At 68.0% G+C, this 17,622-nt stretch carries 14 protein-coding genes and 1 pseudogene; 6 read left to right on the forward strand and 9 right to left on the reverse strand.

What is annotated here, in order from left to right; genetic code table 11:
* The first annotated feature begins 71 nt into the window (after positions 1–71).
* From ON40_RS50955 to ON40_RS44725, 3 genes are all read left to right on the forward strand, one after another.
* Entirely contained in the window at positions 72–947 is an 876-nt protein-coding gene (locus tag ON40_RS50955) for a DUF302 domain-containing protein (RefSeq protein WP_051194556.1), read from the forward strand.
* Positions 948–1,032: 85 nt separating this feature from the next.
* Entirely contained in the window at positions 1,033–2,031 is a 999-nt protein-coding gene (locus ON40_RS44720) for an Acg family FMN-binding oxidoreductase (RefSeq protein ID WP_040831893.1), read from the forward strand.
* Complete coding sequence (locus ON40_RS44725) at positions 2,028–2,675, forward strand: response regulator (protein ID WP_040831894.1); 648 nt, start codon at positions 2,028–2,030, stop codon at positions 2,673–2,675. The genes ON40_RS44720 and ON40_RS44725 overlap by 4 nt, the downstream gene beginning before the upstream one ends.
* Before the next feature lie 3 nt (positions 2,676–2,678).
* Here ON40_RS44725 and ON40_RS44730 read toward each other — a convergent pair whose 3' ends face one another.
* From ON40_RS44730 to ON40_RS44750, 5 genes are all read right to left on the reverse strand, one after another.
* The gene (locus tag ON40_RS44730; RefSeq protein ID WP_040831896.1) at positions 2,679–3,587 is read right to left on the reverse strand and encodes a universal stress protein; all 909 of its coding nucleotides are present in this window, start codon (positions 3,585–3,587) and stop codon (positions 2,679–2,681) included.
* Positions 3,588–3,597: 10 nt separating this feature from the next.
* Positions 3,598–6,000, reverse strand: a complete 2,403-nt coding sequence (locus ON40_RS44735; protein ID WP_051194557.1) for a phosphoketolase family protein — start codon at positions 5,998–6,000, stop codon at positions 3,598–3,600.
* Entirely contained in the window at positions 5,997–6,935 is a 939-nt protein-coding gene (locus ON40_RS44740) for a universal stress protein (RefSeq protein WP_040831898.1), read from the reverse strand. The genes ON40_RS44735 and ON40_RS44740 overlap by 4 nt, the downstream gene beginning before the upstream one ends.
* 377 nt (positions 6,936–7,312) lie before the next feature.
* A complete protein-coding gene (locus tag ON40_RS44745; protein WP_169542017.1) occupies positions 7,313–8,047 on the reverse strand; it encodes a GAF domain-containing protein in 735 nt (244 codons plus the stop codon).
* A gap of 44 nt (positions 8,048–8,091) precedes the next feature.
* Positions 8,092–8,811 (reverse strand): GAF and ANTAR domain-containing protein, encoded by a 720-nt coding sequence (locus tag ON40_RS44750; protein WP_157186822.1) that lies wholly within the window; start codon positions 8,809–8,811, stop codon positions 8,092–8,094.
* A 573-nt stretch (positions 8,812–9,384) separates the two neighbouring features.
* Between ON40_RS44750 and ON40_RS44755 the strand changes: the two genes are divergently transcribed.
* Positions 9,385–10,137, forward strand: coding sequence for a response regulator transcription factor (locus ON40_RS44755; protein WP_051194559.1), 753 nt, complete (start codon positions 9,385–9,387; stop codon positions 10,135–10,137).
* 541 nt (positions 10,138–10,678) lie between these two features.
* Positions 10,679–12,019 (forward strand): annotated as a pseudogene (locus ON40_RS44760) (sensor histidine kinase); the annotation flags it as partial.
* Between the two features lie 255 nt (positions 12,020–12,274).
* Here ON40_RS44760 and ON40_RS44765 read toward each other — a convergent pair.
* From ON40_RS44765 to ON40_RS44775, 3 genes are all read right to left on the reverse strand, one after another.
* A complete protein-coding gene (locus ON40_RS44765) occupies positions 12,275–13,819 on the reverse strand; it encodes an AMP-binding protein (protein ID WP_040831902.1) in 1,545 nt (514 codons plus the stop codon).
* An 8-nt stretch (positions 13,820–13,827) separates the two neighbouring features.
* Complete coding sequence (locus ON40_RS44770) at positions 13,828–14,955, reverse strand: DUF5938 domain-containing protein (RefSeq protein ID WP_040831903.1); 1,128 nt, start codon at positions 14,953–14,955, stop codon at positions 13,828–13,830.
* A gap of 64 nt (positions 14,956–15,019) precedes the next feature.
* Positions 15,020–15,823, reverse strand: a complete 804-nt coding sequence (locus ON40_RS44775) for an SDR family NAD(P)-dependent oxidoreductase (RefSeq protein ID WP_040831905.1) — start codon at positions 15,821–15,823, stop codon at positions 15,020–15,022.
* A gap of 230 nt (positions 15,824–16,053) precedes the next feature.
* Here ON40_RS44775 and ON40_RS44780 point away from each other — a divergent pair, with 230 nt between their 5' ends.
* A complete protein-coding gene (locus ON40_RS44780; protein WP_040832092.1) occupies positions 16,054–16,710 on the forward strand; it encodes a TetR/AcrR family transcriptional regulator in 657 nt (218 codons plus the stop codon).
* A gap of 1 nt (position 16,711) precedes the next feature.
* Here ON40_RS44780 and ON40_RS44785 read toward each other — a convergent pair whose 3' ends face one another.
* Positions 16,712–17,602, reverse strand: a complete 891-nt coding sequence (locus tag ON40_RS44785) for a helix-turn-helix transcriptional regulator (RefSeq protein WP_040832094.1) — start codon at positions 17,600–17,602, stop codon at positions 16,712–16,714.
* Positions 17,603–17,622: the final 20 nt, after the last annotated feature.

Raw genomic sequence — 17,622 nt, forward strand, 5'->3', positions numbered from 1 at the left:
TGACCATTGTGCGGACATCGGTCACGGCTCCGCCGTCACAGCCGGTGAGCGGACCAGCCCCGGAGGCGGCCATGGAATATCGAGTGAACGTGTGCGAGTCGACCCCGCAGACCATGTTGCGCCTGTCCTGGGAACTGCGCCCGGACCAGCTCGGCGCGGATATCGCGGCCGGGATGCGCGAGTTGACCGCGACCAAGGATCGCATCGGCCTGACCGCCTGCGGGGCCCCGACGATCACCTATCGCGAGGACCCGGACTCCGACGGGAGCATCGAGGTCGCCTTCGGGGTGCCGGTGGATCTGGGCACGAGTCTGGGCCCGTGGTCTCCCGCCGAGGTCGTCGCGGAGCCTGGCACCTTGGTGGCGCGCACCTGTCACCGTGGCGGATACGATCGCCTGGACACGGCGTATCGGGTGCTGGACGAATGGATACGCGAGTGCGGATATCGACCGGCCGGTCCCCCCACCGAGGTGTATCTGATCGGTCCCGAAGAGACGAACGACCCGCGGCGGCTGGTCACCGAAATCCGGATCCCGGTGACCAGGTCACCGGTCATCGCCATACACATGGACAGGCCGTTCGACGAAGCGGTCGAATTCACCCGGCAGGCACTGGCACGGCTGGGTTTCGAGGTCGTCGCGGAGACCGATCTGCAGGCGCTGCTGCGCAGTCGGCTCGGCAAACACATCGAGGACCATCTGGTCGTGCATGCCTGCCATCCACCGCTCACCGCACGGGTGCTGGGCACCGATCCGGAGGCAGCCTGGTTGTCCTCGGTACTGGTGGTGGTGCGGGCGGACGGCGTCCGCACGCTGGTCGAAGCCCGCGATCCCACCGCCCTGCCGGCCGCCTTCACGGGCACCGCCCTCGCGGAGATCGCCCGAGAACTCCACGACCTGCTCGCCGACGCACTCGGCACTCTGCGACTGTCCGGGACGGTGCGATGAGCTGACGATCGAGAGAGGACCATCGGCCCGCCACCTGGCCCGAAAGGCCGTATCAGCGGCTGCCGCCAGCGCGGAGGCTTGCCTTATGACTGCAAGCGATCACCTCACCACCACACCCGATGTCCGCACGATCGAGATCGTCGTAAGCCGGGCCGCCCGTGCTCCGTCGCTGCACAACTCCCAGCCGTGGCACTGGATCTTCGACGGCGCCCGCTTGCATCTGCGCTCGGATCCCGATCGCCGACTCCCCGCCGCCGACCCGCACGGCCGGCAACAGATCATCAGCTGCGGCACCACACTGCATCACGCGCGCACGATGTTCGCGGCGCTGGGCTGGCACACCGACACCACCCGGCTGCCCGATCCGGATCGCCCCGATCATCTCGCCGTCATCGACTTCCGGCCCTGGGCCGACCCACCCACCGGTATCGCGCGACGCGCGGCAGCGATCGAGCACCGGCACACCGACCGGCTGCCCATGCTGCCTCCCGCAGGGTGGACCGATCTGCTTCCGGCGCTGACCCGCCTGGTCACACCGCACGAGCTCAGCTTCGATGTGCTCGACGACGAGATCCGCCCCCGCCTCGCGGAGGTATCGGAGCAGTCCGCGGCGGCCCGCAGGTACGACATGTTCTATCAACAGGAATTACGTTGGTGGTCAGGACATTCCGGGCCGTCGGAGGGCGTGCCGACGACCTCGCTGACCTCCGATGCGGAGTTCGCCCGCGTCGACGTGGGGCGCTCCTTCCCGCGGGCCCCGCATTCCGAGCGGCGCGCCGACATCCGTGATCACTCCAGGCTCGTGGTGCTCAGCTCGTACGAGGATTCGATGCCGCAGTGGCTGCACACCGGCGAGGCGCTGTCGGCGGTGCTGCTCGAATGCACGGCGGCCGACCTGGCCACCTGCCCGCTGACGCACATCACCGAACTGCCCGCGGGACGTCAGGTCGTCGCCGCGCTGCTGCCGCACCCGGCGTCGCCGCAGGTGATCATCCGCATCGGCACCGCACCCGATACCCAGCCGCAACAGCCGACCCCGCGACGCCCGCTCGCCGAGATATTCGAGCTGGGGACACCACAATGACCACGGTGTTCCTGGTCGACGATCACGAGATCGTGCGGCGAGGATTGATCGATCTGCTCGAGCAGGATCCCGAACTCAGCATCGTCGGCGAGGCGGGCGATGTGACCCACGCGCTGGCCCGGATCCCGGCATTGCGTCCGGACGTCGCCGTACTGGATATGCGGTTGCCCGACGGCAACGGCATCGAACTGTGCCGGGAACTGCTGTCCAGAGTCGATGGGCTGCACTGCCTGATTCTGACCTCGTTCACCGACGAGCAGGCCATGCTGGACGCGATCCTGGCCGGCGCCAGCGGTTACGTCGTGAAGGACATCAAGGGTATGGAGCTCGCGGCGGCGATCAAGACGGTCGGGTCGGGGCGCTCACTGCTGGACAACCGGGCCGCGGCCGCGCTGATGGACAAGCTGCGCCGCAACACCCGCCCCGACGGCCCGCTGGCGGATCTCACCGAGAAGGAACGCACACTGCTGGATCTGCTCGGCGAGGGACTGACCAACCGGCAGATCGCCCAGCGCATGTACCTGGCCGAGAAGACGGTCAAGAACTACGTGTCGCGCCTGCTGTCCAAACTGGGCATGGAACGCCGCACCCAGGCCGCCGTTCTGGCGACGAAACTCCGTGCGGAGGAATCGGATTCGCGCTGAGCCTCAGCCCTCTTCCGCCCGGACCACCAGGATCGGGCAGCCGACCGAGTGAACCAGCGCATTGCTGGTGGCGCCCAGCAGCATTCCGGCGAAGCCGCCGCGCCCGTGACTGCCCACGACCACCAACTGCGCAGACTCCGCCTGCTCCAGTAACGCCCGAACGGGCCTGTCCTGCACCATGATCCGCCGAACGGACACGTCCGGATACTGTTCGGACCAACCGGCCATGCTCTCGGCCAGCACCATCTCCTCGCTGTCGCGCATCGCGGTTTCCCAGTCCGCCGACATCGGGCGGGTCACCGGGATATCGCTCCAGGCATGCACCGCGGTGAGACCGACCTTGCGCAGTGACGCCTCCCCGAAGGCCACCGCCAACGCGGGCCTGCTGTTACCGCTCCCGTCGACACCGACCAGCACCGGTCGGCTCGCGACCGTCGGATCCACCGTCTGCCGGTAGTGGATGACGCCGACCGGGCAGTGCGCGTGCCGGAGCACCGCGGTGGTGACCGAGCCGACCAGTCCGCGTCGCAGCGCGCCGAGTCCGTGGCTGCCCAGCACCAGCATCCGCACCGTGCGGGATCGCTCGAGCAGATCCGGAATGATGCGCGACCAGCTCACCTCCGTGCTGATCGGCGGCTCCTCGCCCGGTGCGGCGGTGCGTGCGGCTCGGGCCGCCTCGGTGAGTATCCGTTCTCCGTCGGACCGCATCCAGTCGGTGTCCGCATCGGTCAGCAGCGCTCCGGGCCCGTACTCCGCGGGCAGCGCGATCGAGGTCACCAGGTGCAGCCCGCAGCCGTGCAGAGCCGCGGCGTCGGCGGCCCAGGCGGCAGCCTGATACGACACCGCCGAGCCGTCCACCGCCGCCAGGATCGGCGGGTTCGGCTGATGCGGCCGCACGACCGGTCCACTCATGATGTTCTCCTCACGATGTCGGCGCCATGGCATCCGACGCGCCGCAGGGCCACTGCCAGTCCCGGATCTCGGGCGGATCCGTACCGAACCGGCGCGCGTAATCGTGTGCGCGGGAAGACCATTCGAGCAGTTGCTCACGCAGATGGCCGATCCGATCGGCGACCCGGGGCACCTGTTCCAGCGCCGCCAAGGCCAGGTGGTACCGATCGATCCCGTTCATCGCGCACATCTGGAACGGCGTGGTCGTGGCGCCGTTGTCGCGGAAACCGAACACGTGCAGGTCGTCGTGTCCCGGACGCCGGTAGGTGAGCTGATGGATCAGCCACGGATAGCCGTGATACGCGAAGATCACCGGCCGGTACTGCGGGAAGATCTCGGTGTAGGCGGTATCGGATATGCCGTGCGGGTGGCGATCGGGCGGGAACAACCTGGTCGGATCCACCACGTTGACCACGCGCACCCCCAGGGCCGGGGTCAGCTCCCGCAGCAGCGCCGCGGCGGCCAGGGTCTCGCGGGTCGGCACATCACCGGCGCAGGCGAGCACCACGTCGGGGCTGCCGTGCAGGTCCGAACTCGCCCAGCTCCACACGCCGAGCCCCTCGGCGCAGTGGCGTCCGGCCTGGTCGGCATCGAGGTACTGCAAGGCGGACCGGCCACTGCCGCCGACGACGACATTGACCCGGCCGCGGCTGCGCAGGCAGTGCTGGAGAACGTGCAGCAGACAGTTCGTATCCGGCGGCAGGTAGACCCGGCAGACCTCGGGCCGTTTGCTCAGCACGTGATCGATGAAACCCGGATCCTGATGGGCGGGGCCGTTGCGGTCCTGCTGCCACACATGCGGGGTCAACAGGTAGTTCAGGCTCGGAATCGGTTCACGCCAAGGGAATTGCGCGGACTGATGCAACCACTTCGCGTGCTGGACGACCATGGAATCGACCACGTGGGCGAAGGCCTCGGAGGTCGAGAGCACCCCGTGTCGTCCGGTGCGCAGATATCCCTCGAGCCAGCCCTGGCACAACTGCTGGGACAGCACGTCGAATACGCGGCCGTTCGTCTCCAGCCGGTCCTCGCTGTCGCGGGTCCCCGCCCGCCAACGGCGGCCGGTGACCTCGAGGATGGCCTCGAGCCGCTCGGACGGCTGTTCGTCCGGCGAAAAGTACAGCAGCTCATATGGATTGGCCACCAGCGCGTCCCGAAGGTATTCGCCGAGCGCCCGGGAGCCGTGCTCGGCCGGGCTGCCCGGTGCGCGCACCCGGACCGCGTGCTCGTGCACGGCCGGTAGCCGCAGATCCCGCTGTGTGCGGCCGTGCGCGACGGGAGCGGCACTCATCCGGAAATCACCCTCGGGGTGCAACTGCCGAATCTGTTGCGCGGGTGCGCCATCCGGCTCGAACAACTCCTGCGGCCGGTAGGAGCGCAACCAATCCTCCAGCAGCGCAAGATGTTCGGCATTGTCTCGCACCCCCGGCAAGGGCACCTCGTGCGCCCGGGCCGTACCTTCCACCGGAAGTTCGTCGACGGTCACCGGACCGGTCCAGCCTTTCGGCGTGGACAGCACGATCAGCGGCGGTCGGGCATTGCGCGCCCCGATGTGCAGCCTGGCATGTTCCCGGATCTCGTCCAGCCGATCGAAGACCTCGTCCAGCACCGACCGGTACCGCAGGTGGACCGAGCGCGGATCGTCGCCCTCGACATGGATCGGATCCCAGCCGTATCCGCTCAGCACCCCGTCCAGATCCCGCCGCGGGACCCGCGCCAGGAGTGCGGGACCGGCCGCCTTGTACCCGTTCAGATGCAGGATCGGCAGCACGACGCCGTCGTGGACCTGCCGCAGGAACAACGGTGCATTCCAGCTCGTCGCCAAGGTGCCGGTCTCGGCCTCCCCGTCGCCGATCACGCAGGCGGCCACCAGATCCGGATCGTCCAGCACCGCGCCGGTCGCGTGCGCCAGTGAGTAGCCCAGCTCGCCGCCCTCGTGGATCGAGCCCGGCAGGTGCGGCGAGGCGCATCCGGGTACTCCGCCGGGAAATGCGAACTGCCGGAACAACTCCCGCATACCGGCCGCATCCTCGGTGACCTCCGGATGACGTTCGCTGTAGCTGCCCTCCAGCCACGCGGCCGCATTCAGGCCCGCCGCACCGTGTCCCGGACCGCAGACGAACAACATCCGACGACGACGGTGCATGATCACCCGATTGAGGTGCGCGTAGGTCAGCGTGATGCCGGGCACGCTGCCCCAGTGCCCGATCAGCCGTGGCTTGATGTGTTGCGGCAGAAGCGGTTCGGTGAGCAACGGGTTGTCCAGCAGATAGATCTGCCCGGCCGCGAGGTAGTTCGCCGCCCGCCACCAGGCATCCAGATCCGCGACCGACCCGGTGGTTCCGGCTGTCGCGGAGGTCGGCGCCGCGGTCATGAGCGATCCCGATCATCGGGGTGCGCGACCATCACCGGGCACCGGGCATGCTGCACCAGCGCATTCGATGTCGAGCCCAGCAGCAGACTCGCGAGCCGGCCGCGCCCTCGGCTGCCGGACACCACCAACCGCGCGGACCGCGACCAGGCCAGCAGGGTCGCCGCCGCATCGGTGGGATAGACCCGGCTGTTCACCAGGACGTCGGGATATTTCTCCCGCCAACCGGCCAGCCGTTCGGCGACCAGCGCCTCCTCACGTATTTCGACGTTCGGCGGCGGATACAGCGAGTAGGACTCACCGGCGTACCGACCGAAATTCATCTCGTCCCAGACGTGCACCGCCACCAGCTCGGACCTTCGCTCGGCGGCCTCCTCGAACGCGACCGCCAGCGCGCGCTCCCCCGCCGGGCCACAGTCCAGGCCGACCACGACCGGTCCTTCCCGGCGGACGTGCCCACCGGCTTCGGGGTCACCGCGCACGACCACCGTGATGCCCTCGGCGTGCGAGGTCGCGGCCAGCATCGTCGAACCCGCGTGCGCGGCCAATCCGGTCGCCCCGGACGCGCCGATCACCACCAGATAGGCCATCCCGCCGTACCCGAGCAGCATCCGCACCGGATCCGACTTGGACACCTCGGTCCGCACCCGCAACCCCGGCGCGGTGTCCAGCGCACGCTGCGCGCAGCGCGTCACCAGTTCCGCGCCGCGGGCCCGCAGGGTGTCGAATACCGACGGTTCCAGGACGTCGTACGGCTCGAATATCCGCCGCATCTCCGCCAGATCCAGCCCGTGCACGATACGCAACTCTCGCCCGCGCTGCGCCGCTGTCTCCGCGGCCCAGGTCACGGCAGCGTCGGCGGCCTCGGAGCCGTCGACACCGACCACGACCGGCGCCGTCGCGAGGTGGCGCGTGTCATCCTCGAATCGAATGCTCATCACCGATACCCCGATCGATCACCGGACGATGTACCTGTTCCCAGCGTCACCCCCGACAGGCTCGCGCCCACAGGGCCGAAAGACCCGGCGCACCGGGCACACCAGCCCCGTGTCCGGCAAACCGGGCTCCGTCCGGGACGCTTCGGCAATTCGGTCGTTCGAGAAGCCGACAGGCGAGACCGCGCGGTCCGGCCACGCACGACGTCACGACCCGCGACCGCACGACCAGCAAGCACTCGAGCCGACCTCGGGCAGCGAAATTTCCTCGGCCACAACGCTTTCGAGCCACACGCGGATTCCGTGCGGTGTCGGACGGGCGATCGACATTCGTCCCCCGCCCGCGGCTATGCCATCGGCCCGGGGCGCGGGAGGTCACCTCACATGGACGGGTCGAGTTCGGTCCAGTCGAACGTGCCGTTGGTGATGTGCCGGGACAGGACCGAGATCGGCAGACCCTGCGCGCGGGCGTGGCCGTCCAGGATGGCCCCGGCACGGTCGGCATCGACATTCAACCGCCCGGATGTCAGTCCGAGAGCGTGCTCGTAACGGACCCGATCATCCAGGATGGCGAGCGTGCGCCGGGCCAGCAATTCCTGCCGGGTCTCGTCGCTCTCCTGGCACAGCGACAGAGTTGTCAGATCGGCGAGAGTTCGCACGAGTGCGCGGTGGTCGGCGTCGAGGGTGCGATGCTCGCGATAGAACAGGGCCAAACTACCGACCGGACTGTCGCCCAGCACCATCGGCGCCGCGTAGCACGCGCGATAGCCGATCGCGATGGCATCTCGGGTCAGGGCGGGCCACTGACCGTTGTCGCCGCCGCTCCCCGAACCGACGACGTCCATGGTGGCAACGCTGTCGTTCCAGGGGCCGCGCTGAGCGTGGTCCTCGAGCAGACGAACCACCCGCGACCGATCGTCCGCGGTGGACAGCACCTGCATCCCGCCACGCGGATCCATGATCATGACCGCCGAGGTGGCGGTATGCAGTGTCTGGGTGCATATCCGATCGACCAGTCGCAGTGCGCTCGCCAGATCGGCGTCGCGAACGAGGTTCGCGGTGATCTTCGAGAGCGGTTCCACCAACTGCTCCTGTGCACCCCGTTCTTCCGCCACACCAGCAAGCTTACGATTCCGCGTCGAATCGGTGTTGTCGTCGTTCACTCGGCAGCCCCATCCAGGTTTACGCGCCGTTCGAGGACGTCTCGCGCGACGTCCAGGAGTGGCCGTTCGGCGGCGAAAGCGAATGCTCGCAGACGCACGAAGGCCTCATCGATCGCGATACCCATCTGTGCGGCGATCATTCCCGTCGCGACGTTGATATCTCGACGAGTTGTCGCGAGCGGGGGAATGTCGAGCCCGGTGACGGCGCCGTCGTTCACGGCGGCGGCTTCTTCGATGAGGGCGTAACTGATCAACGCCGCGAGCAGCGCCGCATCGGTCGTCGATCTGGTCGACAGGGCGCCCGGTCGACGGCGGTAAAGATCCAGCACACCGAGCCGGATGCCACCGACCTGGAGCGGAAACACGAACATCGCGCCGATCCCGAGACGAGCGGCTTCGGGCACGAACACCGGCCACCGTTCGCCCTCCGCTTCGAGGTCCTCGACCATTGCGGTGGCGCCGGTGCTGAATGCCGTCCACCCGGGTCCTTCACCCACGACGACCTGAGTGTCCTCGATCAGTTCGGCGAACGCGTCACTCACCCCCAGCAGGTCCATGGACCTGTTCGCGTCGTACAGCACCAATGCCGCCGAATCGATGCCCGGTACGGCATCCCGACAGGCCGCACACACTTGGCGTGCCCAGTCGTGGTGTCGGCGTGAACGTCGGATCGCGGCTACCGCCGTACGCAGCCGCCCCCGTACTCGTTCGTCCACTGGTCCCTTCCTGGGTTCCCACGACACCGGCCGCAGAGTGTGGAGACCCGACAGCCACTTCGTTGCCCGGATATCACCATGAGGCTAACCGAATCGCCGCGCTGAGCTGCACCGACCACGCAACTTCGGCCGAACGGAAAACATGCGGCGACCGCCGACGCGTTCATCATCCCAACGCGAGCCCGTCGCCCATAAGGGCCGAAAGGCATCCCGCGGCCGGGCGATGACGCCGGGCGGCGGGCAACACGATGGCATACATGAATGCTCGTCGAAATTACCGAGCGGATGAATCATCGTCGCGAATTCACAGCCGATTCATAGTCACCGGAAGAATTCACAGCTGGAGCATATTCACGGCAACGGTGATGCACAGTCGAATCGGGCACGGTGAATTACCTACAGCATTTCCGTCGAGGCTTTCACATTCCGATATCGACGTGACCTCGGTCACGCTCCTCGCGGACTGCGAGGAACGAAACACGCAGGCGGGCGACCTGCGGAAATGTGCAGCCCGCCTGTTTCACAGCGTGCGCACAGGTGCGGGATAGCTGACGCAGAGGTTGCGTCCCCAGAATGTCCCGCGTGTACGCGACTGGCATCCCCTTCCCGACCGAACGCTCGGCTGCGCACGACGCCGAGCGTGATCCCGTGACGGTGCTACTCGTCGATGACGAAGCGATGCTGACCGAAATGATGGGGATGGTGTTGCGCTTCGCGGGGTGGGAGGTCGTGACGGCCGCCGACGGGCGCACCGCCGTCGCGAAGGCCCGCGAATTGCGACCCGACGTGGTGATCCTGGACGTGATGCTGCCGGATATGACAGGTCTCGAGGTGCTGACCCGGATGCGGGAGCACCAACCCCACCTACCGGTGCTGCTGCTCACCGCCAAGGCCACGGTCCAGGACCGCATCGCCGGTCTCACCGCCGGCGGCGACGACTACGTCACCAAACCGTTCAGTGTCGAAGAGGTGGTGCTGCGGGTGCGCGCGCTGCTGCGCCGTTCGGGAGGCGAATCCCCGGAGCCCGGCGCCCGGCTGCTGGTCGGTGATCTGATGCTCGACGAGCACAGCCGCGAGGTGCACCGCGACGGCGAGCCGGTCACGTTGACCGCCACCGAATTCGAGTTGCTGCGCCTGTTCATGCGCAACCCGCGACGGGTGCTGAGCAAGACCCACATCCTGGAACAGGTGTGGAGCTACGACTTCGGCGGCCGAGCCAATGTCGTCGAGCTGTACGTCTCGTATCTGCGCAAGAAGATCGATAACGGCCGTGCCCCGATGATCCACACCATGCGCGGCGCGGGCTATGTGCTCAAACCGGCGTGAGTCCCGGCCGCGCACACGCTGGTCGCTGCGTACGCGCCTGCTGACCGGACAGGGGCTGCTGCTGGTGGCCGTGGTGGTCGGCATCGGCGTGGCCAGCGAGATCGGGCTGCAGAGACTCGTGCTGGATCAGCTGGACGCGCAGGTGGTCGACCTACAGGATCGGGCGCTGCTGGAGCTGGGTGGCGGGCCTCGGCTGGGGCCGCCGCCCGCGCAGGCCACCCCCTCGACGTCGCCCGTCACCGCCGCACCGCCTGCGGTGACCGTGGCGCCCACCGCGCAGCAGATGCCTTCCAGCAGCGATGCTCCGGAGCCGAATACCGTTGCACCCGAACGCGAACCGAGACCGACGGCCCCGGGAGCGCCCGGTGGCCCTGGTCGGCATCCCGGCGATCCGGCGAGCGGACCGGTGTCGCCGGGCAACGCCCAGTCGGATCAGCCCTCGACCGACACTCCCGCCGCGCCCGGAGGGGGCGGGCACGACGGCGGGCCGCCACCCGGTCCGGGCGGTTCGCCGCAACATGCCGGACCAGCGGGCGGGGGTGGGACCTCGACACACTCGGCGCAGGTGTCCCCGCAGCCGGACACACCGGCCCCCGAACCGAGCCCGGTCTTCCTGGGCCGCGGCGGAATTCAACCGGGCGCCCTCGGCGCGATCATCGATCACGGCGAGGTCGTGGCCGCCGGGCGGATGGGATTCGACGGGACACCGAGAAACCTGTCGGATCGGGCCCGCAGCCGCCTCGCGTCGCTCGCGGTCATCGGTCACCCGACCACCGTGACCCTCGACGGTGTCGGGAACTACCGGGTGATGGTCGATCCGACGTGGCGGGGCACGACGGTGGTCACCGGACTGCCGATGGCGGCGGTCGACGCGACCCTGATGCGCGGGCTGATGATCTCCGGCGGCATCACCGTCGTCGCCCTGATCGTCTCGATCACGGTGGGGGTCTTCGTGATTCGACGGGCCCTGGTCCCCCTGGAACGAGTCGCCGGAACCGCCGCCCAGGTGGCCGATCTGCGATTGGACCACGGCGAGGTGGCCCTGCCGGTCCGGGTCCCGGCCGCCGACGCCGCCTCGAATACCGAAGTGGGCCAACTGGGTTCGGCGGTCAACAAGATGCTCGACCACATCGCGAACGCACTGTCCGCGCGCCACGCCAGTGAGACCCGGGTGCGGCAGTTCCTCGCCGATGCCGGCCACGAGTTGCGCACCCCGCTGGCCGCCATCCGCGGCTATGCCGAACTGGCGCAACGCAATCGCAGCCTGGTGCCCGCGTTCATCGGCACCGCGATGGTGCGGCTGGACGCCGCGGCCCGGCGAATGTCGGATCTGGTCGAGGACATGTTGCTGCTGGCCCAACTGGACGCCGGACGCCCGCTCGGACACGAACCGGTGGATCTGTCGCGGCTCACCGTGGACGCGGTCGCCGATGCGCACATCGCCGCCCCGGACAAGACCTGGGATCTGGACCTGCCGGAGGATCCGGTCGTGATCCACGGCGACAGCATGCGACTGCACCAGGTCCTGGCCAACCTGCTGACCAACGCCCGGGTGCACACCCCGCCCGGCACGATGGTCACCATCTCGCTGGGGACCGACGAACGGGCCGGTGCGGTGTGGTGTGTGTGCGACAACGGGCCCGGCATCCCCGACGATCTGCGACCGGAGATCTTCGAGCGGTTCGCCCGCGGCGATTCCTCCCGATCCCGGCACGCGGGCAGCACCGGACTCGGCTTGTCCATCGTCGCCGCGGTGGTCAAGGCGCACGACGGGACGATCACCGTCGACAGCGCCCCCGGATGCACGGCCTTCACCGTCCGCCTCCCGGTCGGCGATACTCATAGCTCAGCCATAGATCGGCCACAGCTCGCACCGAAATAGCACCGACAGGGTGACTGGCGTTCGAATGCTCAACCTGGAAGGTCACCACATATGTTTCCGCACGGTTCCCCGGTCCCGCCCCCGTTTCCTCCCTTCGGCACCGGCAGCGCCGTGATCAACGGGCTTCACGGTCTGCTCGGCTTGTTGTTCACCGGTTCGTTCGGGCACGGAGGCTCGTTCTGATCGCACCGGCACAGACCGGACGCCCGATCCGTGGACGGCGCTGTCCACGGATCGGGGAACCGGCGGAGATGCTCAGGTCGTACGCGTGTCCAGCATCGTCGCGCGAACCTCGCCCTTGAGGATCTTGCCGACTTTGGAACGCGGCAGCTCCGACCAGATCTCCACCTCCTTGGGGGCCTTCACACTGCCGATCCGCTGCTTGACGAAATCGATGATCTCCTCGCCCACGACCCGCTGACCGACGCGCAATTCGACTGCGGCGGTGACGCGTTCGCCCCATTTCGGATCGGGGAGCCCGACCACGGCCGAATCCTTCACCGCGGGATGGGCCAGCAGAGCCTGTTCCACCTCCGCCGAGTAGACGTTGAACCCGCCGGTGATGATCATGTCCTTCGCGCGGTCCACGACGAACAGCAATCCCTCGTCGTTCAGATAGCCGATATCGCCGGTGTGGTGCCACCCGAAGGCGCCGACTTCCGCTGTCGCCTTCGGATTTTCGTGATAACCGTCCATGACCAGCGGTCCGCGCACGACGATCTCACCGCGCTCGCCCCGGGGAAGCAGCACACCCTGCTCGCCCATGATGGCGACCGTGGTCAGCGGCGTCGGCCGCCCCGCCGAGGTGAGCCGCTCGGTCGCCACCGACCCGTCCGGGCGGAAGTGCTCGCCCGGCGCCAGTGTGGCGATCATGTTGGGCGCCTCGGTCTGTCCGAACAGCTGGCCCAGCACCGGTCCGATCCGCCGCAGCGCCTCCTCCAGCCGGGTCGGCGACATCGGAGCCGCCCCGTACCAGAGGCATCGCAGCGAACTCAGGTCCCGCTCGTCCAGATCCGGATGATCGAGGACGCCGTAGATCACCGTCGGCGGCAGGAAGGCGTGCGTGATGCGGTGCCGCTCGATCAATGCGAGGAACTCGCCGATATCGGGCGCGGACATGATCACGACCTCACCGCCGAGGCTCAGGATCGGAAAGGTCAGCACGCCCGCCGAATGGGTCAGCGGCGCGAGCGCCAGATACCTCGGCCGATCCCCGAACGGATAGCTCATCAGCGCCAGCGCCGTCGAGGTCATCATGTTGTCCTCGGTCAGGCGCACACCCTTCGGCCGTCCGGTGGTGCCGCCGGTGCCGGCCAGCATGCACAGACCGCCCTCGGGTCGGCGCGACTCGTCGGGTTCCGCGGGATGTGCGGCGACCCAATCCTCGAATCGCGTCGCCCACTCGACCTCACCGTCGAGGCAGACCAGCCATTCCAGGCGTGGCAGATCTCCGCGGATCCGGTCCACGAGCCCGGCGAACTTCTCCTGGAAGAACAGCAGCCGACAGCCGAACAGATCGAACAGCTGCCGGTTCTCGTCGGCCTCGTTGCGAGGATTGACCGGGCACCACACCGCACCTGCCCGGGATATGCCGAATACGCAGGTGAGTGCGAGGGGGTCGTTGGCCGCCAGCACCGCCACCCGATCGCCCGCCCCGACGCCGGTGTGCTGCAGCGCACCGGCGATGCGGACGGATCGATCCTGGACTTCGCCGTAGGTGGCGGTCACGCCGCCGGTCGTGAGGCAGGGTTCCGCACGACCGAGCGACGCGCCCTTGTCGAGATAATCCGCGAGACGCATCGTCGACCTCAGTGGTGAACGGTGACAATCGGATCCAGCACGAGCCCGAACGCCCGCAGCGTCCCGAGCAGTTCGCGGTGTCCGAAAGCCTGGCAGCTGGAAGCGAATCCGACGCGCCGCGGCGCAGCCTGCACCAGTGCGGCGGCGGCGTGTGCGTTGAGCAGGGCCGTCTGCTTGTAGTTGCAGTTGCCGTGAATCACGCAGTGCGCGCGTCCGAGCGGACCCGACGCGTACACCGAATCCAGCGAGGTGTTGATCCGCGGATTCTCCCGCGGCGGCATCTCGCTGCGGATCGCCGCGGACTGCTCGTCGATGATCCGGTACTTCTCCTCCTCCGACTTGCCCTCCATCTGCTGCAGCGCCGCGGCCACCAGCACCGGAACACCTTGCATCAGTGGACGATTGAACACACCGCCCAGCGCGCGGGCGTTGGCGACGCGCGGATCGTTCTTGAACCACACCGGGTGCGAGGTGCCGCCCCACGGCAGCGCCAGGCCGAGTTCGTGCTGTCCGGGCACGCTGACCGTGTACAGCCCCTCCTCGGGAGGCCACTCGACGTACTCGTTCTGCTCGAGGTAGTACGCCTTGGCGAAGGCTGCATTGGTGAGGATGGTGTTGGTCGAGGCCACGGTGGGGTGGCCCTTCCAGAACACCTGGATGTCGAGAGTGTCCAGGCCCGGATTCTCCAGACAGATGTTCGCGGCGATCTCACCGATCGAATACATCTGCGCCAGGCCCGGGGTGAGAAGCAGTCCGCGCGAGGCGAAGTCGGCGCCGTACCGAGCCTCCGCATCGATCATCCAGTTCTGCTCACCGTTGGTATCGGTGTAGTGGGCCCCGATCTCCAGACAGGCCTGCACGACCTCGTGGCCGTAGCGGGCGAAGGGGCCGACGGTGTTGAGCACGACGCCCGCGCCACGGAACGCCTCGGCCAACGCGGCGGTGGTGTGCTCGACCTCGACGATCTCGTGGTCGACGGTGTCGATGCCGGGGACGGCGTCGACCGCGGCCTTGACGCGCCCGTGGTCGCGCCCGGCGGCCAGGAACGGAATGTTGTACTCGCGCAGGTACTCACAGATCAGACGGCCGGTGTAGCCGGAGGCTCCGTAGACGACGACGGGCTTGTCGGTAGGCATGGCTGAACTCCTCGGAGAATTCTGGTGTCGGTGAAAGTTGTTGCAGTAAAAGGCAATTGCCGAGCTACATGCCCATCCCGCCGTCGACGGGCAGGCCCGCTCCGGTGATGAACTTCGCCGCGTCCGAGGCGAGGAAGACCACGGCGTCGGCCATATCGTCGATCTGGCCGAGGCGGCCGAGCGGGGTCAGCTCGGCGACCGCCTGCGCGGCGGCCTCGGGCGAGGGGAACAGACCGAGCTCGGCGCAGTCGACGGCGAGCTTGTTACCCATCGCGGTCGGGGTCAACGCCGGGTAGATGCAGTTGACCCGGACGCCGTACCCGAGCTTGCCGGATTCGGCTGCGGCGACCCTGGTCAGACGATCGATACCGGATTTGGTCGCCGAATACATGCTGATGCCGGGGAATGCGATCGTCGCGGCGACCGAGGCGATGTTGACCACCGCTCCGCCGTTCCCGGCCGCGCCGCCGGGACGCATCGCACGAAAGGCGTGCTTGATGCCCAGGGCCGTACCGAGCAGGTTGACCTCCAGCATCTTCGACGCCGCGACGGGATCCAGGTCGACCAGCAGATCCGTGACCTCGATACCGGCGTTGTTCACGACGATATCCAGCCCGCCCAGGGCCTGCACCGTCGTGCCGACCGCAGCCTCCCAGGCCGCGTCGTCGGTGACGTCGAAGGCGACGAACTCTGCCTTGACCCCGGTCTTACGGAGGGCCTCGACGGCCTGCTGACCACCGTCGACGTTGACATCGCCGATCGCCACCGAAGCGCCCGCCGCCGCCAGCGCCTGCGCCATACCCGCCCCCAGGCCCTGCGCCCCGCCGGTCACCAATGCGGTTCGTCCGGCCAGGTTGTAGCTCGTCATATCGATACCTCTTCATTGAGATCCGCAAGCGTCGCGGGCTTGCGAGTGCGATGTGAGACACAGTCACCGAGCAATGTGTCGCAGGCCACACTAGGTGGAAGTCTTGACAGTCGTCAAGACTTTCCTTGACAGTCGTCAAGAGTTTCTTGGACACTCGTCAAAAGGATGCCGCTCCGACACCGCTACACTCACAGGACAGATATGACGTGACCCGGCCGACAGGAATCGACGTGACGCAGGTCGCCGACCCCAAAGCCCGTGTGGAAGAACGCGCTCGCGACAAGTTCCAGGCACGGCGTACCGAGCTGGCCAGGGCAACCCTGCACACGCTGGCCGAACTCGGCTATGCCCGCACCAGCCTGCGGGAGATCGCGCAGAACTCCGAGTACTCACACGGCGTGCTGCACTACTACTTCTCGGACAAGCTCGACCTGATCGCCCACGCCGTGCGCGAATACGAGGCGGTCTGCGTCACGCGATACGACGAGGTCGTCGCCGCGGCCGACAGCGCCGATGAGTTGCGCACCGAATTCGCCGCGACCTTCTTCGGCACGCTGCAGGCCGACGCCGCCGTCCACCGCCTCTGGTACGACCTGCGCAACCAGAGCCTGTTCGACGACTCCTTCCGCGCCGACGTGCTCGACATCGACGCCCGCCGGGAACAGATGATCTGGCGAGTGGTCTCGCGCTACTGCGAATTCTCCAGTGCCGCACCCGCGTTGAGTTCGGCCACCGTCTACGTCACCATCGACGGGATCTTCCAGCGCGCGCTGCTGCACCACATCGCCGGGCGCACAGCGGAGATCGACCAGGCCCGCGATCAACTGGACGCGGTGTTCACCCTCTTGACCAGCGCTGCACCCGGATCCAGCGATACGTCGAGTTGAGTCATTCCTCGAGGTTGCGGGCGACCTGTTGGTCGGCTTGGTCGACGGTCGCGGCCCAGGAGGCCAGGAGCCGCAGGCCGTCGGCGGACGGAGTGCCCGCGGGCGCGGTGTAGACCAGCAGCGTCAGGCCCGGGTGCGCGGGGAATTCCATGGCTTCGAAGTCCAGCTCGAGGCGGCCCACTTCGGGGTGGCGGAGGTTCTTGTGGCCGGTGCGGTGGAAACGGACGTTGTGCGCGGCCCAGCGGGTCCGGAATTCCGCACTGCACGTGGACAATTCGCCGATCAGCTCGATCAGTTGCCGGTCGTGCGGGTTGTGTCCGGCCTCGGAGCGCAGCATCGCGGCGATATCGTCCGCGGCGCGATCCCAGTCGTCGAAGAACTCGTGCGAGGCGGGGTCGAGATAGATGAAGCGCGCGTTGTTGGCGGGGCGGCGCGGGTCCGCGAGCATCGGCGCGTAGAGCGCTCGGGCGAGGCGGTTGGCGGCGAGCATGTCGTGGCGCGCGTTGCGCACCCAGGCCGGGGCGTCGGTGATGGCGTCGAGGAGTTGCCGCAGGCCCGGGGTGATGCCGGTGGCGGGTTTCGAGCGCCGCTGCCGGGCCGGCGTGGGGGTCGCGGCGCGGGCGAGATCGAACAGGTGGGCGCGTTCGGCATCGTCGAGTTGCAGGGCTCGCGCGAGGTTGTCCAGGACGACATCGGAGGCTCCGGCGAGGTTGCCGCGTTCCATCCGCACGTAGTAATCGATGCTCACCCCGGCCAGCAGGGCGACTTCCTCGCGACGCAATCCGGCAACCCGGCGGTTTCCCCCGTAGGCGGGTAGTCCGGCCTGTTCGGGAGTGATGCGGGCACGACGGGAGGTCAGGAACTCCCGAACCTGCACTCGGTGATCGTCCATGGTCTCCACGGTAGGCGGCC

Source organism: Nocardia jiangxiensis NBRC 101359 (assembly GCF_000308615.1).
GTDB classification, from domain to species: domain Bacteria; phylum Actinomycetota; class Actinomycetes; order Mycobacteriales; family Mycobacteriaceae; genus Nocardia; species Nocardia jiangxiensis.